The 20,950-nt window shown below is 57.6% G+C and carries 20 protein-coding genes; 1 reads left to right on the top strand and 19 read right to left on the bottom strand.

Annotated elements, in window-relative coordinates:
* Positions 1–178: 178 nt before the first annotated feature.
* Positions 179–1,258, bottom strand: a complete 1,080-nt coding sequence (locus ON753_RS25465; RefSeq protein WP_265966769.1) for a class I SAM-dependent methyltransferase — start codon at positions 1,256–1,258, stop codon at positions 179–181.
* Between the two features lie 485 nt (positions 1,259–1,743).
* Between ON753_RS25465 and ON753_RS25460 the strand changes: the two genes are divergently transcribed.
* Positions 1,744–2,430, top strand: a complete 687-nt coding sequence (locus tag ON753_RS25460) for a GlxA family transcriptional regulator (RefSeq protein WP_265967272.1) — start codon at positions 1,744–1,746, stop codon at positions 2,428–2,430.
* Positions 2,431–2,557: 127 nt separating this feature from the next.
* Here the strand turns inward: ON753_RS25460 and ON753_RS25455 are convergent, their stop codons facing one another.
* The 18 genes from ON753_RS25455 to ON753_RS25370 all read right to left on the bottom strand — a co-directional run bounded on the left by ON753_RS25455 (position 2,558) and on the right by ON753_RS25370 (position 20,902).
* Positions 2,558–3,454 (bottom strand): lysylphosphatidylglycerol synthase domain-containing protein, encoded by an 897-nt coding sequence (locus ON753_RS25455; RefSeq protein WP_265966767.1) that lies wholly within the window; start codon positions 3,452–3,454, stop codon positions 2,558–2,560.
* A 158-nt stretch (positions 3,455–3,612) separates the two neighbouring features.
* Positions 3,613–4,692: a glycosyltransferase family 4 protein gene (locus tag ON753_RS25450; protein ID WP_265966765.1), complete on the bottom strand. Its 1,080-nt coding sequence runs from the start codon at positions 4,690–4,692 to the stop codon at positions 3,613–3,615.
* Between the two features lie 169 nt (positions 4,693–4,861).
* Positions 4,862–5,743: an FkbM family methyltransferase gene (locus ON753_RS25445; protein ID WP_265966763.1), complete on the bottom strand. Its 882-nt coding sequence runs from the start codon at positions 5,741–5,743 to the stop codon at positions 4,862–4,864.
* A gap of 561 nt (positions 5,744–6,304) precedes the next feature.
* A complete protein-coding gene (locus ON753_RS25440; protein WP_265966761.1) occupies positions 6,305–7,972 on the bottom strand; it encodes an ArnT family glycosyltransferase in 1,668 nt (555 codons plus the stop codon).
* On the bottom strand, positions 7,969–9,000 hold the full coding sequence (locus ON753_RS25435) for a glycosyltransferase family 2 protein (RefSeq protein ID WP_265966759.1): 1,032 nt from the start codon (positions 8,998–9,000) through the stop codon (positions 7,969–7,971). Before ON753_RS25435 ends, ON753_RS25440 begins: the two co-directional genes overlap by 4 nt.
* Positions 9,001–9,060: 60 nt before the next feature.
* Entirely contained in the window at positions 9,061–9,999 is a 939-nt protein-coding gene (locus ON753_RS25430; RefSeq protein WP_265966757.1) for a type II secretion system F family protein, read from the bottom strand.
* Positions 9,992–10,363: a hypothetical protein gene (locus ON753_RS25425; protein ID WP_265966755.1), complete on the bottom strand. Its 372-nt coding sequence runs from the start codon at positions 10,361–10,363 to the stop codon at positions 9,992–9,994. The genes ON753_RS25430 and ON753_RS25425 overlap by 8 nt, the downstream gene beginning before the upstream one ends.
* A 17-nt stretch (positions 10,364–10,380) precedes the next feature.
* Positions 10,381–11,331 carry a type II secretion system F family protein gene (locus ON753_RS25420; RefSeq protein WP_265966753.1) on the bottom strand — a complete coding sequence of 317 codons (951 nt, stop codon included), beginning with the start codon at positions 11,329–11,331 and terminating at the stop codon, positions 10,381–10,383.
* Positions 11,332–11,340: 9 nt separating this feature from the next.
* Complete coding sequence (locus tag ON753_RS25415) at positions 11,341–12,771, bottom strand: CpaF family protein (RefSeq protein ID WP_265966750.1); 1,431 nt, start codon at positions 12,769–12,771, stop codon at positions 11,341–11,343.
* Between the two features lie 80 nt (positions 12,772–12,851).
* Complete coding sequence (locus tag ON753_RS25410) at positions 12,852–13,421, bottom strand: L,D-transpeptidase (RefSeq protein ID WP_377047209.1); 570 nt, start codon at positions 13,419–13,421, stop codon at positions 12,852–12,854.
* Positions 13,421–14,515: a pilus assembly protein gene (locus ON753_RS25405; protein ID WP_265966749.1), complete on the bottom strand. Its 1,095-nt coding sequence runs from the start codon at positions 14,513–14,515 to the stop codon at positions 13,421–13,423. The genes ON753_RS25410 and ON753_RS25405 overlap by 1 nt, the downstream gene beginning before the upstream one ends.
* Before the next feature lie 388 nt (positions 14,516–14,903).
* Positions 14,904–15,518 carry a TadE/TadG family type IV pilus assembly protein gene (locus ON753_RS25400; protein ID WP_265966747.1) on the bottom strand — a complete coding sequence of 205 codons (615 nt, stop codon included), beginning with the start codon at positions 15,516–15,518 and terminating at the stop codon, positions 14,904–14,906.
* Entirely contained in the window at positions 15,512–15,940 is a 429-nt protein-coding gene (locus ON753_RS25395; protein ID WP_265966744.1) for a TadE/TadG family type IV pilus assembly protein, read from the bottom strand. Before ON753_RS25395 ends, ON753_RS25400 begins: the two co-directional genes overlap by 7 nt.
* 65 nt (positions 15,941–16,005) lie before the next feature.
* Complete coding sequence (locus ON753_RS25390) at positions 16,006–17,637, bottom strand: TadE/TadG family type IV pilus assembly protein (protein ID WP_265966742.1); 1,632 nt, start codon at positions 17,635–17,637, stop codon at positions 16,006–16,008.
* A gap of 75 nt (positions 17,638–17,712) precedes the next feature.
* A complete protein-coding gene (locus ON753_RS25385) occupies positions 17,713–18,009 on the bottom strand; it encodes a hypothetical protein (protein ID WP_265966740.1) in 297 nt (98 codons plus the stop codon).
* Positions 17,990–19,501, bottom strand: coding sequence for a type II and III secretion system protein family protein (locus ON753_RS25380; protein ID WP_417715137.1), 1,512 nt, complete (start codon positions 19,499–19,501; stop codon positions 17,990–17,992). The genes ON753_RS25385 and ON753_RS25380 overlap by 20 nt, the downstream gene beginning before the upstream one ends.
* 19 nt (positions 19,502–19,520) lie before the next feature.
* Positions 19,521–20,441: a Flp pilus assembly protein CpaB gene (cpaB, locus tag ON753_RS25375; RefSeq protein ID WP_265966737.1), complete on the bottom strand. Its 921-nt coding sequence runs from the start codon at positions 20,439–20,441 to the stop codon at positions 19,521–19,523.
* A 260-nt stretch (positions 20,442–20,701) separates the two neighbouring features.
* Positions 20,702–20,902 (bottom strand): hypothetical protein, encoded by a 201-nt coding sequence (locus tag ON753_RS25370; protein WP_265966736.1) that lies wholly within the window; start codon positions 20,900–20,902, stop codon positions 20,702–20,704.
* Positions 20,903–20,950 lie beyond the last annotated feature (48 nt).

Here is a 20,950-nt window from a genome sequence, read left to right as displayed (position 1 = left end):
GAGAGAGCGGCAGGATGGCCATCTGCCGATACTGGCCTCACCGCCACAGGCCCGATCCAATGCAGCAAAGCCGAATTCAAAGGCCGGGATATGAGCAGCCTGCCCTCGTGCGTTTCCACACGAAGGCAGGCCATACCCTTGGACGCGGGAAGCTCTGTAAAACCCACCGCCCCTGCCGTCACACGCGTGAAACGAACCACACATTCATCGGATCATGCGCCAGCACGTGACGCTCCACGGTTTTAAAGCCTGCGCCACGGAGCATGGCTTCCGCGGTTTCCCAGCCCCACATCGTGCCGAGCCCGGCGCCGCCCTGGCCGATCGAGACAGGCGTGCAGTGGACCAGCGAAACGGCATAGAGCAGCGTTGCAAACGGAAAGTCGAGATTGTTTTCCAGATGGGCCGAACCGCCGATATCCTGCATGAGATAGGACCCGCCCGGGCGCAGCGACCGGCAGAGGCCGCTGATCAGGCCTTCGGGATCCTTCTGGTCGTGAACCGCATCGAAGCTCGTGACGAAATCCCAGCGGCCGGGCTCGCAATAGCCGGTGAGGTCGCGCGTCTCGAAGGTGATGTTGGAAAGGCCTTGGGCCCGCGCAGTCTCGGCCGCGTGGGCAATGGCATCCGCGCACAGGTCATAGCCGGTAAAGCGGCTCTTCGGATAGCGCCGCGCCATCGCCATCAGCGCCAGTCCACGACCGCAACCGGCATCAAGCACGTCGATCCCGGCCTCCAGACGGGCCTCCAGTCCGGCGACGAGCGGCAGGATATGCTCGAACAGGCCCGCGGTGACCGTCTGTCCGCTGTCTTCGGCCATGATCTGGTGGAAGCAGGGGTAGTCGCCGTAGCCGGTCCCCTCGCCGGTCTTCAGACAGTGCAGGGTCCGCTCTTCCATCCTGCCGAGAAGCGAAACGTGCTGTGCATAGACAGCAAGGTTGCCGAGCGCAGCCTCGCGCGTCAGGCATGCGGCATGCTCTGGCGGAAGGTGGAAGCGGCGCGTTTCCGGTTCATAGCGCAGTATGCCGGCCGTCGTCATTGCCGCGAGCCACTCGCGCACATAGCGTTCCGCAAGGCCGGTGCTCGCCGCAATTTCGGTGCTCGTCGCAGGCGCTGCTCCGGCCATGCCGTCGAAGAGGCCGAGGCGGTGACCGATGGAGATCATGGTCGCCGCCGCACCGGCATCGAACATTCCACCGACCCGGTCTGCGAAAGCTTCCGCGCGCTCCAGGTCAAGAGAAGGGGTATCAATCACGTTCATGTCCGCTTTCCTTTGTTGGATGTGACGCGCTCCAACAAGCACGTGCAGACTTACGCCACGAGAGCGGTTTCGGACGAAAAGAGGTCAAACCGGCCAGGAATTCAATGAGTTTGATGGACGAGGGAGGGTATTTCGGCCAATATTATCGCCATGCCGGACGACAAGCCCATCCTCTCAGTCACTCTGCTCACGCTGCCGGAATCCTTTCCCGGTTCGCTTTACTGCCTGCATGAGCTCTTCGGCCTTGTGGGAAGGAGCTGGCAAAGTATCACCGGAGAGCCTGAAACGGCTGCCTATCACTTTTCGCCATTGCTGGTCTCCCGCGACGGCCGATCCTCGCGATCGCCCGCAGGATCCGTCATCGCCGTGGAGGCCGCTCTGGCGGACGCACCAGTGGCCGATATCGTCATCGTCACGGATCTGGGACTGGACCTCCACACCCCCCTCACGGCCGCTGGACCGAGGAAATCGCCTGGGTGCGCGACATGCATGCAGCCGGCGCGGTCGTCTGTTCGATATGTACGGGAACGCTTTTTCTGGCGGAGGCGGGCCTGCTCTACGGCCTCGAGGCGACAACGCACTGGTCCGTCGCACCCTTCGTGCGCGAACATTATCCCGACGTGCGGCTTCGTCCGGAGCGCCTGCTGTGTCCGGCCGGCACCGGACACCGGATCGTCACCGCCGGCGGCGCATCGACGTGGAGCGAACTTGGTCTCTATCTCACCGCCCGCTTTGCCGGCGACACGGAAGCCCGGCGCATGTCCAAGCTATTCCTGATAGGCGACAAGAGCGACGGACAGCTCCCCTTCGCCGTCATGGCCCGTCCGCACCAGCACACGGATGCGGCCATCGCGGCCGCCCAGGTCTGGCTCGGCGACAACTATACGACCGGCAATCCGGTCGCCCGCATGGCCGAGATCGCAAGGCTGCCGGAGCGCACCTTCTCACGCCGTTTCCGAAAGGCGACGGGCTACGGCCCTGTCGAATATGTGCAGGCCCTGCGGCTGGAGGAGGCCAAGCAGATGCTGGAAACGACGGCGGAGGCCGTCGATGCCGTGGCCCTCGCCGTCGGCTATGCCGATCCGGTCTTCTTCCGCCGCATCTTCAAACGCTCCGTCGGCGTCACCCCGGCCCGCTACCGCCAGCGCTATGCCGGGTTCTTGCGGGTGTAGGCACGCCCGCCGTGGGACGCAACGTTCAAATACCACATAGACCCGATCCAGCAAGCAGCGTCCATGAACCAGCCAGCTCTTGCAGCAATGAATGCTGCCCTTCTACTGCCATCGTTACCTTGCTGGGCTAAACGCGGGACGCGCGCTTTTGACGAACCGCCAGAAAGAGCGCAATCGGCGATAACATTGCGAGCCCGAAAACTCTGTTCAATGAGGTCGCCAGATAAGCCGACGAGGCCGTAAGCCCCACGGCTGGTCCCAAGACTGCCGCAAACGCCTCACGGATACCCAGGCCTGCCGGAACGATTGAAACCGCCGCACCGAGAGCTCCCGAAACAGTCAACACCGAGACTTGCCCGAATTCTACCTGTGGCCCCAATGCATGGAAACAGAAATAGAGACGCATGGCATCGACCAAGACAAGCCCGATCTTGATCACCACGAGAATGGCAGTCTGACGCCACACCCTTTGGAACCAGATTGTAAGTCCAACACACAGTGCCAACAGCAAAATGCCCCCGAGCAGGAAGAACACTCCCAGAACAGCAGTGTCTTGGAGAACAAGGAGCCAGCCGCCGGCATAAGCAAAGGAGACACCGATCCAAATGAAGGCAACAAGGACAATAGCCAACGAGCCTTCCTTGTAGCTGGATCCGGACGCCCGTAACGCGGCAACTCGCACGATTGCGCCTCCCGGCAATGGCAGCATGTTGGCGACACCACCGATTATCGTCGTTTCCGCTGCTCTGGCGAAGGTGAAACTCCGCCCGATAAGCCGGGCAGTTGCACGGAACTCCAGCGTGTTCAGTACGACAGTTACCGGGATGCCGATGAGGATCAGGCACAATACCGGCCGCCAATCGAGATTCGACAAGAGGCCAGGTTGAGCCCTCATCGATAATCCGATTCCGGCGACGAATCCCAAGGCGGCGATGATCAGAATTGCTCGCCGCCACACCGGGTCGTTCAGCACCGCTGGAGACAAGACGGCTTTCAGGCGCACGAGCCAGATGTTAATGCCCAAATTGCCCCATCCATGTTCTCGGCTCCGGGTCTTGCCCAAGTAGTTCGCCTGTTGCCCCGCCGGCGATCCGGCAACAGGCATACTCGGGCAAATGAGTAATCAAGAGGTTCAACATTGCCGTCATAAGGAAACCATTGAACCGGGTTCACACACATATCTCAGCATTCTTCGTCCACAGCTTCGCAATAAATCTGCGCCACATCTAGCGCCACGCGCCGCCAGGAAAAATGCTCCCGAACCACATTAACAGACGCGGAGGTGTAGTCAGCCCGCTCCTGCTCCGACCAGCCTCCGATGCGCTGAATGGCCCCAACCCAGTCGGCAGGGTTTCCAGCGGCAACGAGGAACCCAGTTCGCCCTTCAACAACAGCTTCCGGCAGTCCGCCGCACCTCGCCGCCAGAACTACACCGCCAGCCGCTGCGGCTTCCGTGGCGACCAGTCCGAATCCCTCGAATTCGCCATTGGCCAGTTCGATGTTCGGAACGATCACGCACATTGCGTTACGGTAGGCATTCGTCAACGCCTCTCCTCTCAGACTGCCGCAGTATTCGACATTTGGGGCCTCGAGAGCGGAACGCTCCTCCCGATCCGATACTGTTCCGGCAACCTGAAGAACTGTGTCCTGCGGTAGTTCCGGCAGAACGTTTCGAATAAACCAGGCGCAGCCTTTTCGCTTGACCAAGCGGCCAACGAACAAAATTTTTCCGTTGTGATTGCCGTCATGCAACGAACGCGGAACGTCGGTTGCCAGCGGCACGACCCTCGTCATGCGCCAGCCCAATGTTTCAGTTGCCGCTTTTGTTGCTTGCGAGTTGGCAATCACTACGGACTTCGAGAGAAGCCGCGCGCCCAAGCGAAGGTATCGTTCATAAAGCTTGCCGCGCATCCCACCGCGTTTCGGATACGAGACGTCCGTACCGTGAGCCGATAGGATAACGCGCGTCGGGCCGTATCGAAACCGCGCGAATAGACCGACAGGCCAGAGAGCCATATCGCCAACGTGAAGAATAGACGGCGCGCTACCACCGCGAAAATAGTTCCACGCTGCCACAATTGGAAATGCAAGCAGGGCAGCAATGGTCGGAGGCATTCCATTGGCGCGTCCAGGCAACGCAATAATCCGGACTGAACCCAATTTTACCAGTTCTTCGGAGAGCTTCAGCGACCAGGTTTCCATCCCGCCAATAGCTGGCGGCCATTTGCGGGTAATGAAAACGGTATTCGGCAATTTCGTCATTTCAAGGCTGGCGCGGAAATTGGTTCATTTTACAGCCGCTCATAGTTAAAACGCTCCATCAGCGCCACATAGCTCGTCGACAGTTTGTCGTTTGGCAGAACTCTAATAGCTACATACATAGTCAAACCTATTCCTGAAAAGTATACGTTATAAATTAAACGATAATTACCTATTTCCTTAAGAAAAATAGTTCATAAGTTCCTCTATCTCCGTTATAAATATTTGCAATGTGCGAGACTGGATAGGTTCGCGCCATTCCCGGTCGATCGTATTGCGCTACCAGCGACGGCTGAAGGCCAGCTTTCGTCAAGAGGTCTATTACTTCACGTATTTCTTCGACCTTAAGTACATCTCCGTGTAACTCAAGAAAGACGCATCGTACTTTATTCAAAGTCTCAACTGCCCCTTTCAGAACTTCAAGCTCAAATCCTTCTACATCCATCTTAATAAAGGTTGGATATCCATGTTGGTTACTGAAGGTATCAATCCGCGTGCAGGGTACTGCTATAGTATTTTTTGCTCCATGTTCTACGTCGCGGCAAGAATGCCAATTCGACAGCAAGGAGCATTGCATCGGGATTTCGCCCTCAACAGATCCGAAAGCTAGATTGAAGGTATCAATGTTGGTAAAATCATTTAATGCAACGTTTTCCTCCAGCCGTTGGTAATTTCCAGGATGCGGTTCAACAGCATAGACCTTCTGGCACATCCTGGCCTCAATCAAGGCGTAGTATCCTAGGTTAGCTCCGACTTCTAAGACGACATCATTGGAGTTTAACATTCGCATGATGTAGCCTGTAGCGATCGGCTCGCGTATCCCATCGAGCAGGAGATCTCGGTCTAACCCTCTATGACTCGGGTCGAGCTTCATTTGACAACCAAGAATATCCCGAACTAAAGGCTCTTGTAATCGGAGTCGTCTGAACTGAATTCTTCGGCGTCTATCGTGGATTCTAGCATGTGCAAAGTTCAGCATCCGCTCCATTGTAGGGCTGATACCTGACGTCTTCGCCATTTCAATAGCGGCACGCACCTGCTTAACGAAGGTCATGTTTTTCTCCCGCTTCTACTAGGTTGTATCCAAAAAGGCGCAGATCGCCGCGTAATCTATTCAAAATTTGGAGGGGGTAAAAACCCAACCTGAAGATCAGAATTGACACATACCAAGCGCAACACATTCTCGAACTCTCCGACGTTGAACCCCACATTAACCTGATAATTGCTAAAGAAATTCAGAATCAGTGTTCGAGTCAGATACCAGCGAGAGGGGACTGTCTGGCTGATATTTGAGCCGGAGCCAGGTGATCTCAATCAGAATGCGCCGTGCCCACGCGTTGCCCGCCTTGGAAGTGCCCCTGGCATTTGGTTACAGTTCCGCTGTCATATGCGCTCGGTGTCAGGCCAAGATACGACGCCAGATGTCGGAAAGATATGCCGTGGGATCTTCCCTTTGCGAGAGATCGAATAACCTCGGCACCGTGAATAAACTGATGGCCGTCAACGAGAGCCATTCCTTCATCGATGAGCTTTCCACTGGCTCTGACAAGAGTTACCGCTTCATGATTTGGGTGCTCCCTGGCGTTCAGCAATTCAAGATCGGAAGAGAGCATTGCTAAAAATTTGTCATGACTGGCCCTGAATCGAAAGGCACCTTGGGACGTGGCACCTCCGGCAATGCCCAAAGTTTCAGGCATGCTCCGTTTTCGTAGAGCAACCGATGCTCGCCTGCCGCGAAGTCAAAGGTTTCGCCATCTGCCATCCGCCGCCCATCGATGGACACCACACCACCTTCAAGAGAATACAGTCCAGCTCGAAATAGCGTCAAAGGCTGCTCCCCCGGTGCAGGACAAAGAAGCTTTCCCGCAAGCCAGAGGTCGCCCTGGTAATGAATGAAGTTATCCCTCAAAGCAGCAAAATCGCGCGGTTGAAATGACTCGGGCATGTGCTCCCCGGCCAGCGCCGCGATCACCGGCGGACTATCAGCCAGCACAAACCCCACATTTCCGCGTTCGATCTCCCGGGCAATCAGGGCATCGCCCTTCTCATGATAGCTCTTGAGTCCTATCCCGGAAATAAGGTGAGGGATGATCCGCGGATAGTCGGAAATGAAACCTGTATAGGCCAGGTAACCGGTCGGCTCAGGAAAAAGTCGGTGAACCTCGTTTATGAGAGCCCGTTGCCGGTCGATGACGTCATAATCTTCCAAAAACAGGAATTTAATCGGCGACAACAGCACAATGGGCAATATGCCGAGGACGCTGTATCGACGTGCCAACAGCGCGATCGATGGTGCGATCGCGACGCATACCGGAGCGAGCAGGAAGACGAAGAAATAAGGGTATGTGTTGCGGTAAAAGATCAGCGTTACGAGCGGCACGAGCAGGCTGGCGAGCACGATGTTCTCATTCCTGCTGCGTCCTGGCATGAGGAATGGCAGCAACACGATACCTATAAGGATGAGTGGAGCCATTAGCGCTTGGGCGATCGTGTACTGCGCACGCAGGAAAAGTCCACTGTTCAGAAACGACTGGCTCTTGGAAACCACGGAGGCAGAGGCCGTTTGGTGTATTTGGATTCCGTTCATGTGAACTACAAGAACAACTGCAAATACAATCACGGCCACGACAGGTACAGCGGCGACCCGTAACAGCGTCATGCCCTGGGAGGACCTGCTCTCAAGAAGCCTGAAGACTGCAATACCCGCGAAACAGGGCAGGTAGAAGATGCTTTTGACAGTCATCATACCGGCGAGGCCGACAAGTGAACCTGTGAGCAGGATATTCCAGACAGAAAGATCACGTCGTGCCAAAACATAAAGGGCGGTCATCAAAGTTGCTGCTGCCATCGGATCGGGCCGATAGGAAAAGCCGTGCGCGAAGGTGTAACCACCAGCGAGATAGACGAGCCCTGTCAACAGCGCGATTTCGCGGTCGACGAATTGCCGTGCCAACAGAATAACCATCATGACCGCGACAATTTCGAACCCCAGCATCACGAATCGTGCTGCCTGCAATTGCGTGATGATGTCCGGCGACACTGCAGGCGCCCAGAAGAAAAGACGCGATTGCAGCGTCTGAAAGAACCAGACCAAGCGACCATTGGCCAAATCATAAACCTGGCTGAAGTGTAGGAACTCGTCCCAGTTCATCGATTTCAGGAAGATCAGAGCGGCCTGCGTCAGGAACAGGCAAACCATCGTCGCAAAAATGAACTTCGAATAATCTTTGATTCTGCTTTGGGAACTAGCCTCTTCTCGCGTTGTCTGGGTAAAAAAGTTCACCGCAATATCCTGTTTTCGACTTCGTAGCTTTTTGCATTTTGAACATCGTCTCCAGTCATCACCGGCTTGCCAAGTTCAATCCGCTCGAGCTTTGCCTCAAGCCTACGCATTTTTTCAAGCATTGCTTCTGAAAGCTTGCGATTGGCGCTGATCAGGTGAGCCAGAAATCCGAGCAGAAGAGTTATGGCCCCCAGGATAAGGAGGGCACCGCCGATGACCAGCGACTGCACGTGTCCCGCAGTGTCCCCTTGGAGGGCAAACAGGAGGAAGCGCAGGATCGGCATCAAGCCAATGAACGCAAGTATCAGGCCGATGCCTCCAAAGACCTGGATCGGATTGTAAGTAAGATAGGCGCGTACAATCGTCACGCCGGTTTGAGCGATAAACTGTGGAATCGAGCGGAATAGCCGCGACGGCCGCGCAGCCGGGTTGGTACGAATCGGCACGCTGGTAATTCTCATACGCTTGCGCCCAGCTTGGATAAGCATATCGGTCGTATAACTGAAATCAGCAGTGATAAAGATCCGCTGCGCAGCTTCGCGGCTAATTGCACGAAAACCACTCACCGCATCGGTGATATCGGTGCGTGATAACCGACGCACCACGGTGCTGCCCAGACGTTGCAATTTACGTTTGAATGGGCCGAAATGAACATTATCGTGCACCCCGCGATCTCCAATCACGATGTCCGCACTACCTTCGATTACCGGCGAAACCAGTTTGGCAATATCCGCCCCGCAATACTGACCGTCAGCGTCGGTGTTGACGATAACATCCGCGCCAACCTGCAAAGCATAATCAATACCGCTCTGAAAGGCGGCAGCCAGACCACGGTTGAGCCTGTGGCGGATAACGTGGTCGACGCCCAAGGAGCGCGCGACGCCCGAGGTATCATCAGCACTTCCATCATCAATCACCAGCAACTCGATTTCATCGATGCCAGCAATCTCCCGAGGAAGCGCTGCAAGTGTTCCGGGTAAATGCTCAGATTCATTCAGGCACGGTATCTGAATAACAAGTTTGGTCACTGTTACCACCAACGTATTGAATACATACCTCTAATCGATCCTGTCTCAAAAATCGCAAACCTACGCCTTCAGAGACGAGATCAGCATGACCACCTTGATCACGATCGGGACCAGAACGATGAGGATGCTCATCGGGAAGAGGAAGAGGGCGAGCGGGAACAGCATCTTGACGGGCAGCGTATTGGCCTTTTCCTCTGCCCGGATCATCCGCATCTGCCGCATCTCGCGGCTGTAGACGCGCAAGGTCTTCGTGATGCTGGAGCCCAGCTCCTCCGACTGGCGCAGCAGAACCGCAAGGGACCGTGCCTCGTCGATCTGGACCCGCTGCGCGAAATTGGCGAGAGCGTCGCGCAAGCGCCGGCCGCCGCGCACCTCGAGCATCATGATCGACAGATGAATGCCGAAGCTCTTGTGACTGGCCAGGAATTCCTTCGCCACCCGGTCGACCGCGGCCTCGATGCTCAGCCCCGCATCGGCGCAGACGATCAGCATGTCCATGAAATCGGGAAACAGCTTCTGGTATTCCCGTTCACGCTTCATGCCCCTGCGTTCCAAAAGCAGGTTCATGACGAAGAACGAGAAGCCGGAGGCGATCATGGCCATCAGCAGGATAATCAGCCGGGACTTATCCGGCAGGAGATAACCGATCGCGAAGAAACTGCCGGCAAGAACCAGGACGGCGACAGTGAAGCGCAGCACCTGGAACACCGGCACCGCGGACTTGCTGAAGTAACCTGCTCGGATCAGACGGGACCGCAGCGAATTGGGATCGTTGGTTCCGCGCACCACCTCGAAATAGTTCGAGATCATGTCATGGTCGGCGGTAGAGAACCCGGCAAGATCCCGCTGGGTGAGGGAAATGCCCTGCATCCGGGCCGTGCCCGATGCCTCTTCCACGCGGGAGCCGAGTTCCGCCCGGGCGCTCAACCAGCCCACGACGCTCATCGACAGGATCATGACCGCCAGGAAAACCGCGGCAAGAATGAGCAGATCATTCATGAACGCCTCCCCTAGAGCATATGGCGATGAACATGAACCATTTGATATTGGAAAGCAGCTCATTCGGCCAGGCGCGTCGCGCAGCGCGATGCGGAACATCGGGCAAGCGGCGCAACGCAACCGATGGGCTGCTTTCCATCACCCGAAGGGCCGGGCTCATTTGCCCGCTGACTTCGTTGGACCGCGCTTGTGGTGGCGGAACATCGGGCAAGCGGCGCAACGCAACCGATGGGCTGCTTTCCATCACCCGAAGGGCCGGGCTCATTTGCCCGCTGACTTCGTTGGACCGCGCTTGTGGTGGGAAACACCACGGCGCGCGATCCGCCTCGTCAGCAGACAAATGAGCTCCGGTCAAATGGTTCATATTCATCGCCTTATGCTCTAGAAGTCAAAGTTGACGAGCTTGCGCAGGATGAGCATGCCCACGGCCATGATCACGAGCCCCACCATGATCACGATGTTTCCGTAGCCACTATCCCAGATCGGATCGAAATAGCCCGGAGCAAGGGTGCTGATCATCAGGTACAGAAAGAAGGGAAACGCGAGCATTATCCAGGATGTCATGCGCCCCTCGGCGGAGAGGGACTTTATCTTCGCCTTGATGAGTTGCCGGTGTCGCAGGACGTCGGACAGGTTGCTCAGGATCTCACCGAGATTGCCGCCGGTGCCGCGCTGAACGGTCATGGAAATGGCCACCAGCTTCAGGTCATCTGCCCCGACCCGTTCGACCATGTTGCGCATTGAATCGGTAATGTCGGTTCCGTAGGTGAGCTCGTCACTCAGCATGCCGAACTCGCTGCCGATGGGATCGGGCATCTCCCTTGCCACCAGAGCAATCGATGTCGGCAGGGGATGACCTGCCGCAAGGCTCCGGGTCATGACATCGAGCGCATCCGGCAACTGTCTCAGGAACAGGTTTATGCGTTTGGAACGGACAAAAAGAATTGCCAGAATGAAAAGCGCAACCATGGAACTCAGACAAAGAACGCCTCTCAGGAGGACTGAGGAGAAGGCCAGCCCCAGAACCAGCCACGACACCAGAAGATAGGCAACTCCATAGAGCATGAATCTTTGCCAGTCGATCTTCAGTCCGGATTGCGCAAAGATCCTGTTGAACCATATACTTAGTTGCTCATGCTCGTCTCCGCCGATAGCCCGTTCACGCAGCATGCTCTCGTAAATGGCTTTGCGGTCCTCATTTTTTTCCAGCAGCTTTAGTCTGTAGTTCAGGTGTTTCTTGCGCGTAAACACGCCCTGAAGCAGACGGATCAGGCTGTCGAACAGCACCAGGCTGGCAATAAACACGGCGCCGTAAATGAAGATGATATTCATGATGCTCCGCTAACTGATCGGGCGCGAGGGATCGAAGATGGCATCGGGAACGGACAGGCCGACTTCGGCAATCGTCTCAAGAAATCTTGGCCGTATGCCCGTGGCCAGGAAGTGCCCCTGTATCTTGTTCTCGGCATTCACGCCGGTTTTTCTGAACGCCATGATTTCCTGCATCTGGATGACGTCGTTTTCCATGCCGGTTATCTCCGACACGGATACGACGCGCCGGCTTCCGTCGTGGAGCCGCTGCACCTGAACGATCAGGTCGATCGCCGCGGCGATCTGTCCGCGAATGCTCATCAGGGTCATGGGCAGGCCGGCCATGCCGACCATCTGCTCCAGTCGGGAGATCGCATCGCGCGGCGTATTGGCGTGAACGGTACACATCGACCCTTCGTGACCGGTGTTCATGGCCTGCAGCATGTCGAACGCCTCCTCGCCGCGCACCTCGCCGACGATGATGCGGTCGGGGCGCATGCGAAGCGCGTTTTTCAGGAGTTCGCGCTGGCGCAGTTCGTTGCGCCCGTCCAGCGTCGGCGGCTTGGTCTCCATCCGGCACACGTGGGTCTGCTGCAACTGAAGCTCCGCGGCATCCTCGATCGTGATCAGCCGCTCCTTGTCCGAAATCTTCGAGGACAATGCATTGAGCAGCGTGGTCTTGCCCGATCCGGTGCCCCCGGAGACGACGATCGACATGCGCCCCTGCACGGCCGCCACCAGGAGGATCCGCATTGCGTCGGCCATCGAGCCGGACTGTACGAGACGGTCCATCGTGAGCGGGTGGCGCGAGAATTTTCGGATCGAGACCATGGGTCCATCCACGGCCACCGGGCGAATGGCCACGTTGACGCGCGAGCCGTCCGCAAGCCTGGCATCGACCAGTGGCGTCGACTCGTCGACACGCCGGCCGACCGCGGAGACGATCTTGTTGATCACCCGCAGCAGATGATCCTCGTCCTTGAACCGGATGTCCGTCAGTTCGAGCTGGCCATTGCGTTCAATGAAGATCTGGCTGTGATTGTTTACAAGGATATCGGCGATGCTGTCGTCTTTCAGGAGCGGCTCGATCGGGCCGAGACCGAGCATTTCATTGGTCGTATCCTCGATCAGAAGATCCAGTTCGCGCGCGCTGAGCGGGAAATGCCTGTCGCGGATGTATTCCCGGACGATCGGACGGATCTCCGTTGCCAGTTCGTCGCTGCTCATCGTGTCGATGAAGCCGAGGTTTATCTTGTCGAGCAGGTATTTGTGCAGGTCGACCCGCTGCGCAAGCATGTCGCTCTTGCCGGATTTCCCGGCAGATTTTGCGTCCGTCTCAGACGAAACAGCGCTGTCCACTCCTTGCGGCGCATCGGGTGCGGGCTGCTCCGCACCAGCGCCGGCGGAGGGCCGCGGCTCCTCACCGGGTTTGAAAAACCGCCCCATGAAAGCATTCGCCATTGTTTCTCGTTGCTCCCGGCTGCCTGTTGTCGTCTTGCAAACTTGCGCCCAAACACTTCAAAGCTTACGCTATGGAATGTTTATTTTACGATAACTTTGGTCCCGATTTTCACGTTTTCGTAGAGTTCAAGAACATCTTTATTTGATAGGCGGAAGCATCCGGAGGATACAAAATCGCCGACACTCCCTGTGTCGTTCGTACCGTGAATGCGGTACAAGGTATCCGTGCCGTTCCTGTAAAGATAAAGAGCCCTTGCCCCCAGCGGATTGTGCGGCCCCGGCGGCACCATTTCCGGCAATCCCGGCTCACGTGCGCGCATTTCGCTCGGCGGGCGCCAGGACGGCCATTCCGCCTTGTGGCCGACTTTCACGACGCCCGTCCAGGTAAAGCCGTCCCGTCCGACACCGATACTGTAGCGGGCGACGGTCGCGGCATCCAGGACCACGTCCAGCGTGCGGTCCTGCGTGGAAATGATGATCGTTCCGGACCGCTCGCCCGTTTCCAGGGAAACGATCTGCTTTGATGCCGGCCCATGGCTGCGCGGAACCTTCCAGCCGGCCGCGTGGGCACTCACCGCCCCGGCGCCGGCCATGGCGAGACTGCAGGCCACGACAACCAGCCAGGTTCTGATCATGGACAATGGGTTCATCAACCGACCTCCCTCAAACTGTCAGCCAGCCGGCTGACATTCTTGTCGAATTTCGATCTGGGACTGACCTCGTTCGGCAGAATGCCGTGATTGACGGCCCGCATCATCACGTCCCGCTCATCCTGGATGATGACGAAACTGTCGTCCTTGAAGATCTTGCCGATTTCCGCGGAGCCGAGCCCGGATCCGAACAGACCGCCTCCATAAGCCTTGTTGGCGATTATCTGCACCGTCCTGCTCTCTCCGCGCAGCCGGGCAATACGGCTTTTCAGAAGCTTGGCGGACTGAAGCGCAGGTATCGACACGGCCGTGACGATCGTGATTGAGTTCACCGATGAGATGACCTTCTCGCGCCAGGGCGTTTCGTAATAGGGCAGATCAAGGACGGTGTGATCGTTCTGGAAAGCGATCACGTCCAGCATGCGCAGCACAAGCTCGTTGGTGCGCGGGGAAAGCAGAAGCTCGGGCTTGAAGAACGAGAACAGTGAAAATCCCGCTTCGTGCTGATTTCGAACCAGGTCTATGAACTCGGTATCGACGCGCTTCGGGTTGTCCAGGGCGCTTTCAAGGTCATACGGATTGATCGAATTGAGATAGGCACCGCAATCCGCCGCGGCAAAATCCAGGTCGAAAAGCGCCACACGCGGCTTGCGGCGTTTGCGGGTCCTGGCAAGGTGGTGCGCAAGGGTCAGCGCGACCGTCGTGCCGCCGGCGCCGCCTCCCGCCGAAACAACGGCGTGAACGAAGCCGCTGCCTGCCTTCACTGTATTCATGTGAGTGTTTATCGCTTCCAGAAACGAGCGCCGCTCCAGCGGCTTGCGCAGCCAGTCCTTGCCGTTGAGCTGGAAAAGCAGCCGGATCTGGCTGTTCTCGAGATGATCGGAGACCAGAACAAGCGGCGTTTCGCCGATCTCCGCCCGGATCTCTGCCAGGGCGGGTCCTTGAAGCAACTCGCCATTGCCGACGTCGAAGACGATCAGGTCGAACTGGTCGGTATCGATGCCCTCGAACGATTTCGGGAAATTGGCCAGCGTCAGCCGTGTGGTCTCGTACTGCGGCAGCGTCGAAATCGCCCCTTCCGTGAACTCGAGCATATCCGCATCATCAGAACAGATCAGAATACGATGTCGTTGCGTTACGCTTCCATATGAACTCATAAAAACGCCTTCCAGTAATTCTGCCTGCCGTAAGTGTGGGCTTTCAATGGCCTGTCCCTTCGACGCTCCCCCGGGCGAAGAAATGCACACACTCCCTCATCCTGAGGAGGACCGTCAGGTCCGTCTCGAAGGATGGGCGGCATACTCCGAGCAAGTGGCCCATCCTTCGAGACAGCGCTTCGCGCTTCCTCAGGATGAGGTTGTGAGCGATCTTGATATGGGCTTCCCTCACGGCCGGATCGCAGCATCGTGCTCCCAATACCGGCGGCCCGTGCCAAATCGAGGGATATACGGTCGGACGGATCATGATCGTTTACAGCCGGCGTTACGTACAATCGTCATCCGGACCTTCTCGGAGATCTTCCGTACTTACCGTCACCGGAAAACCCGGAACGTTGATAGTACCCAGCCCCAATAGCTGGCCGACGACCGGCAGGTCGAATTGCACATTGCGAAGCTCCAGCCTGAGCGAGACCACCGGCCCTTCCGGCCGCCCGTGATAGCCGAGCCCGCTTTGCTCATAGATGACGACCACATTGTCGGGGCCGAAATCGGGTTGCTGGAAATAGGTTGCCATGCCCGGCCATGTGCTTCCCGCCACCCCGTTTACCAACCTGTCGAGCCTAGCGGCGACGCAATTGTTTTCGTCGGGACCACATTGCGAAACGGTGGCGCTGCTTGCCGGGATCAGTTCGCCGCCGAGCGCGGGATCGAAAGCGAAGACCGTTTCGAAATCCTCTGTCAACGGACAGGAGACTGCGGCCTTGCGCGCGCCAAGCTGCACCGCCTTTGCCGCCTGGTTCCACTGATGCATGCCATAGGAGAATTCGATCAGCGCCGAGACCACCAGAACCATGATCGGAAACACGATCAGCCCTTCGGTGAGTGAGATCCCGTCCCTGTCGCTCCAGAAGCCGCGAAGCAGAAAACGCACTACCATCCGATGTCCCTCTGCTGATGATCGAGGGTGACGGTGATGTCATCGATACCGAGGAAACCGAACAGCGGCGAATGCAAAATGGTATGGGTGGTGCTGGCGGTGACCACGTCCTGCGCCGCCTGAGAAGTGCGGATGATCGTGATCGGACTGGTGGCCGCATCCCAGCCGGGAACGCGAAGGGTCCCGCTGCCCGACACGCTGCCGTAATAGGCAATGTTCCTGGCGGTGGCATCGCAGGCCGCCTCGTCACGGATTAGAGGGTCAGTGTCAGGGTCAGTATTTGTGTGGCATCGGGCAACATATCTGACCGCATCGCGAAGGCCTGTGGTGATTTGCTCGCGCTGCCACAGCATGCCCCCGAACTCGAGGATGGCCACGGCGAAGAAGGTCAGGAACGGAACGACCAGGATCGCCTCGGTCATGATGGCGCCCTCCCGCTCAGCAAAAAAGGAGCGGATATGGCTGACGAAATGGCGAACTCTCACGGTCATCGCACCAGCACCGATTCCTCACGGAAGGAGTCGTCGATCAGACCGAAACCGCCCTTCCCCGTCACATCGACGATCTCAAGCGAGAATTCCCTGTTGCTGCCATCTGATACGGCGGGCCTTGTCAGGAACATGAGCGTGTAAGCTTCTACCGGAATATCGGTCGCAGCCCCCTTCAGCTCGCTTTCATGTTCCTGGCAATTGATGACAGCCGAGAAGATCTGGCGCCGGTCGGCAACAGCTTCGCCTGAGGTATGGCACATGCGCTTGTTGCCGGTCTCCTCATTTGCCGAAGCGTGCACATGCGTGCTCTGCGCCAGTTCATGGAGATAGATGTCATATCGGGACGGGACGAAATCCCCGACAGGGTTCGGATTATGATGAACGGAATTCCTAATGTCTAACCTGACATCACTGTGATCGGGCAGCGCATCCGGATCTTTCAAGACCCACGCACCGTCAACTTCCTCGTAAGGACTTTCGGTCAAACCATCGTGCGTAACGTGCCAATACTCATCGAACTGCGTTGCGGTCAATGCAGCGGAAACCTGCCCTCCTGAACTGAGGGGCTCCCCGCCTTCGCCACGCGGCAATCCCATCGCCATGCCGGGGTCTTCTTCCGGGTCATAGTCCTTGCAGTCCTGTGCGGCATTGCCTGTGATCTTCTGTCCGAAGCGGGCGTTCTTGTCCGGCTTGTGTGCGGCGACATTGTTCTTGAAATTGGCATTATAGAGACCAAGGCGCGTATTAATTCCGTGCTCAACCGGGCCCACGGTCGCGCCAGGCTCGGTATCGACGCCCTTTCGACCATAGCAAACGCCGGGATTTCCGGTGGCAAGTGCGTTCGCCAGTACATTAGCGCCGGACCCGTAGGTTCTCAGGAACCCGAAGTTGCCTGGGAGCGTCGAGGAGGCACCCGAATTCTGAAACAGGATCTCTTTGCCGTATGTGTCCCCATCGTTGAAATGGTCGTTGAACGTCGGTTCATCATCCGGCGTCGCGGTTTCTTCAAACGGGTTGCAGATATAAATCGGCGTCACTTCGCAGGCAGCAAAGGTATAGACGGCCACCGCTTCTGTCGAAACATTGATCGTATCGCGTCCGCCGATCGGCAGAGGGAACATGGTCGTCAGGCTCTGCGGCTTTGCACGGACAAGAGCGTACTGTGCCTCATCGGGAGTTGCGGCTTCATTGGTTGCAACAAACGCATCATCGATGGGTGTGTCATCGCTTGCCGGAATGTCGGTCAAAAAAATCAGGTCAACGGTGCTCGCGTCAGCATCGCTCGCGTCATAAACGACGTTGATCTTGGAGCCAAAACTGAGGCCGGTCCCGCCTTGACCGAACCAGGCTTCATTCTGGCTGAGCTCTTCAACTGCGGCCGTTGCCCGGGTGATGGCATCGCCGCGTCCGTCGAGTTCACGCGCGCCGGCGATCGCCATCGCGTCGACGGCGTTCTGCAGGTCCGTGTGAAGATTGTGGATCCTCGACGCGTCGAGGACGAGAACCGCGAAGCCCATGATCAGGGGCATCGCGATAAGTGCGAGCGTCAGCGCATAGCCGTTTTCATCGCAAAACCAGCTTCTTCCAAGCCGTCTGCATCGAGCTGTGAATTTTGGCGTATTCACCATATGACCGGCCTTTCCTAACTCTCATGAAGCCTCTGTCACACAATGCCCTGAGCTTGCCCACCGCTCCGATTTGACCTATTGCACTTCCGCGGATCCTGACGCACCGGATTGTATCACGACGTCCGGGTCACCCGGCGTCAGATAGCGCCCCTGCGCCGTCAGCACGGCTCTTCCATCACCGGGAATGTAGGTATGAGCTGCCGCGGCCGGGAAAGGCGTGATGGTGTGGATGCCGATATTGGCTTCCATTGCATTCCCGGACCCGAGCGTGACGGTGTCGCGGCGGTTCATGTAATCCGCGCAGCCGGAAACCAGCGTCGCAATTGCGAGACCTGCAATGACCTTGAGACAATCACTTTTTCGAATAAACATACCCATCCTCGAACTGCAAATCGATCATGTGGCCATACGGGCCCACGATACCGTCCCCGTTTTTGATTTTCCGGGTCATGTCCTTGTCGACCTCGAGCATCCCCAAGGCAAACAGTTCGAAGTCATCGGAAGAACGGGCCTGGTCAAGCGGCGTTACAAGCTTTTCGCTCGGGTCCGCCGGGCGCACCAGACGGGGAGTGACCACAATCACCAGGTCGGTTTCACGCTTTTGAAAGCTGGTCGAGCGGAAAAGCGCGCCGAGCACCGGCACCTGGCCGAGCCACGGCAGTTGCTGGACGTCCCTCGCATTCACCGTTTCGAGCAATCCGGCCAGGCCGAAGCTTTGCCCGTCGCGCAATTCCACCACGGCCTCGGCCCGGCGTGACGAGAAACCGGGATTGCCGTTCACGTCAATCGACGTATCGATATCGCTGACCTCGGTCAGAACCCGCAGGTTGATGCGCGCACCATCCAGCACCGTCGGCACGAATTCCAGACGAACGCCGAACGGCCGGTAGTCGGTGGAGGTTGCAACCCCGCCCGCATTCGAAATGGCGGTCTGAATGGGCACTTCACCACCGACATGAAAACGTGCCGCTTCGCCGCTGATCGTCGTCAGGTTCGGCTGCGCCAGACGCCGGACAAGCCCCTTGCCTTCCAGCGCGTCGATCAGGATGTCGATATTGAACCCTGAAATGCTCAGAACCTGGGCGACGAGGGTGCCGAAGGGAAGCGCCCCCTGCTGGGTCGGGCTGCCCCCGGCTCCAAGCAGTGTCTCGAGCAGCCCGGTATCCTCGTCGACACCGACACCTCCGCGGCGGCCGATAGCGCCGATCGCATTGTTGCCGCGGCCGAACCAGTTGATGCCGAGGTCGCGGCCGATCTGGCGGCTGGCTTCCAGAACACGCACTTCGAGCGCCACCTGCTGCGGCGCCCGAACGGCGAGCGCATTGATCACCGGGCTCTCGGAAAACTGCTGGGCGACTTCGAGGACCCGCGTGAGCTGGACGGCATCGAGAACGGATCCGCTCAACTGGATCTTGTTGCCGACATTTGACACACTGATGGCCGCCCCGGGCGCAGCCGCACGCACGGCGGCGCCGACTTCGGAGAAATCAAGCTGTACCTTGACTTCAATGATCCCGATAAGGGCCTTGTCGTCGTTGTAGATCGATATGTTGGTAATGCCCAGTGCCTTGCCCTGGATGTAGAGCGACTGCTCGGTCAGGGGCACGATGTCGGCGACATTCGGGTTGCCGACCACGAGATCGGAAAAGGCGCGATTGGTTCTCACCGTCAATGTGGATCCCAGGCGGACCTCCACATTCGAAACGCTGGCGCTGCTGATAGACACCGATATGTTGTCCACCTGGGCCAGACCCGGTGTCGCAACGGCACCCAGCCCTACGCCTGCGATTACCAGTACAAGAAGCGTGCTAAACCGAAACACACACTGACGGCGAAAAAACCAAACCAAAGATCTACACTTCATACCCGCGCCCAAATAACAGTTACTGTCCAAGAGCCGAACCGACATTGAGGTCCTTGCCAACCTTGTATTCAACCCGGTCCACACCACGCGACACACCTATAACAGCGAATCGTGGGATCGTCTTGGTGATTATATCGTCATTGTCGTTCATATCACTTAATTCTTCCGTAACGACATCCCCGATCACGCCGAAAGATACCGGAGCCCCGCCAAGATCAGCGACATTGACCGGCTGGATCTGCTCGAAAGCGGCAGAGGCGTTGTTGCGCAAGGCAAGCGAGAGCTGCCCGACCCTTTGCGCGAGCACCAGCTTCTGCGCCTCGTTCGTGGAGACTTCCAGGGTCACGGTACGCACGACGGAAGGCTTGTTGGTCCGATCGTCCGCGAGCTGGTCGATCGCAAGAACCTTGACGCCCTGCAGCAGCACGTCCGTATAGGCGCCGGCCGTATCGGAGCGCTGTTGTGTCCGGGTCAGCAGGATGTCGACACGGTCTCCGGGAAGGACAAATCCGGCAACGCCGAGCACATCATTAACGCCGATCGAAACGGCCTTCATGCCTGGCGTGACGGCGGACGACAGAGTGGCGCGTTCTCCGAAACCCGTGATTTTCGTTGCAAGAACCGGCTCGCCGGGTTCGATCGACCCCTTAACGAAGCGCGCCTGCTCGCCATCACCGAGAATTTCCTCGATTGTCTGGAACGCCCCCTCGGGCAGCTTTTCGGCCGGCCACTCGATTGTCTTGAACGAGTGCTTCTCAAGGCGCGCGCCGAAGCTCAGCTTCTGGGCCGCGACAACGATTTCACCCGCCTCAACACGCGGCTCGGCAAGCGTGCTCAGCATGGCCAGGCGTTGCTGGTTCAGATAGGTCTTGGCTGCCATAACAGCTGCAACGCCCAGCATGGCGGACACCGCGATACTGAAAAACGTTGATCTACGCATAACTGCCTCCATTGGCTTACGCCCGGAACGCCGGACACGGGCCGTCACGACGTGACCGCCACAAAAACTGCCCAGTTTTTACCCTTAATATTGCAAAGCCAAGCGCAGACCAATTCCACTGCCATCTTACGCTTTAGGCGCGTTTGATTTACTATTTTTGGCAAGTTGCTGTATTTATAGAGTTTATGGCAACCAATCAGTGGAACGATATGAATACGGCAGCCGCGCCACCTCACATGGCGCGGCCGCAGGACTTACCATTAGCCACCAGCAGGAGGGGGCGTAAGAGTGGTTGTCCACCAGGTTCCCCAGCTGGTCCACGCAGCCGCCAGATTTGAGCCCGCAGTCGTAACTGCAAGGATGACCCCACCAATCAACAAGCCGAGAAGCATCAGATATTCAGTAAGCGCAACCCCGTCTTCCTCGCGGGAGAATGCCTTGATCATTTCAACCATTTTCATAACCTTTTCCCCTTATAATTGTCGGAACGGCAACGGTTTTTGGATCTC

It is taken from the genome of Roseibium salinum (genome assembly GCF_026240905.1).
In the GTDB taxonomy this organism is placed as follows: domain Bacteria; phylum Pseudomonadota; class Alphaproteobacteria; order Rhizobiales; family Stappiaceae; genus Roseibium; species Roseibium salinum.
Note: the sequence above shows the minus strand (reverse complement) of the source record. Positions and strands in the feature narration are given on the sequence as shown.

Bases quoted from the DNA above. Each gene is read 5' to 3' on its own strand.
- ON753_RS25465 (WP_265966769.1), bottom strand. From the start codon at position 1,258: ATGAACGTGATTGATACCCCTTCTCTTGACCTGGAGCGCGCGGAAGCT.
- ON753_RS25460 (WP_265967272.1), top strand. From the start codon at position 1,744: ATGCATGCAGCCGGCGCGGTCGTCTGTTCGATATGTACGGGAACGCTT.
- ON753_RS25450 (WP_265966765.1), bottom strand. From the start codon at position 4,692: ATGACGAAATTGCCGAATACCGTTTTCATTACCCGCAAATGGCCGCCA.
- ON753_RS25445 (WP_265966763.1), bottom strand. From the start codon at position 5,743: ATGACCTTCGTTAAGCAGGTGCGTGCCGCTATTGAAATGGCGAAGACG.
- ON753_RS25430 (WP_265966757.1), bottom strand. From the start codon at position 9,999: ATGAATGATCTGCTCATTCTTGCCGCGGTTTTCCTGGCGGTCATGATC.
- ON753_RS25425 (WP_265966755.1), bottom strand. From the start codon at position 10,363: ATGAACCATTTGACCGGAGCTCATTTGTCTGCTGACGAGGCGGATCGC.
- ON753_RS25420 (WP_265966753.1), bottom strand. From the start codon at position 11,331: ATGAATATCATCTTCATTTACGGCGCCGTGTTTATTGCCAGCCTGGTG.
- ON753_RS25415 (WP_265966750.1), bottom strand. From the start codon at position 12,771: ATGGCGAATGCTTTCATGGGGCGGTTTTTCAAACCCGGTGAGGAGCCG.
- ON753_RS25410 (WP_377047209.1), bottom strand. From the start codon at position 13,421: ATGAACCCATTGTCCATGATCAGAACCTGGCTGGTTGTCGTGGCCTGC.
- ON753_RS25405 (WP_265966749.1), bottom strand. From the start codon at position 14,515: ATGCTCGAGTTCACGGAAGGGGCGATTTCGACGCTGCCGCAGTACGAG.
- ON753_RS25400 (WP_265966747.1), bottom strand. From the start codon at position 15,518: ATGGTAGTGCGTTTTCTGCTTCGCGGCTTCTGGAGCGACAGGGACGGG.
- ON753_RS25395 (WP_265966744.1), bottom strand. From the start codon at position 15,940: ATGACCGAGGCGATCCTGGTCGTTCCGTTCCTGACCTTCTTCGCCGTG.
- ON753_RS25390 (WP_265966742.1), bottom strand. From the start codon at position 17,637: ATGGTGAATACGCCAAAATTCACAGCTCGATGCAGACGGCTTGGAAGA.
- ON753_RS25385 (WP_265966740.1), bottom strand. From the start codon at position 18,009: ATGTTTATTCGAAAAAGTGATTGTCTCAAGGTCATTGCAGGTCTCGCA.
- ON753_RS25380 (WP_417715137.1), bottom strand. From the start codon at position 19,501: ATGAAGTGTAGATCTTTGGTTTGGTTTTTTCGCCGTCAGTGTGTGTTT.
- cpaB (WP_265966737.1), bottom strand. From the start codon at position 20,441: ATGCGTAGATCAACGTTTTTCAGTATCGCGGTGTCCGCCATGCTGGGC.
- ON753_RS25370 (WP_265966736.1), bottom strand. From the start codon at position 20,902: ATGAAAATGGTTGAAATGATCAAGGCATTCTCCCGCGAGGAAGACGGG.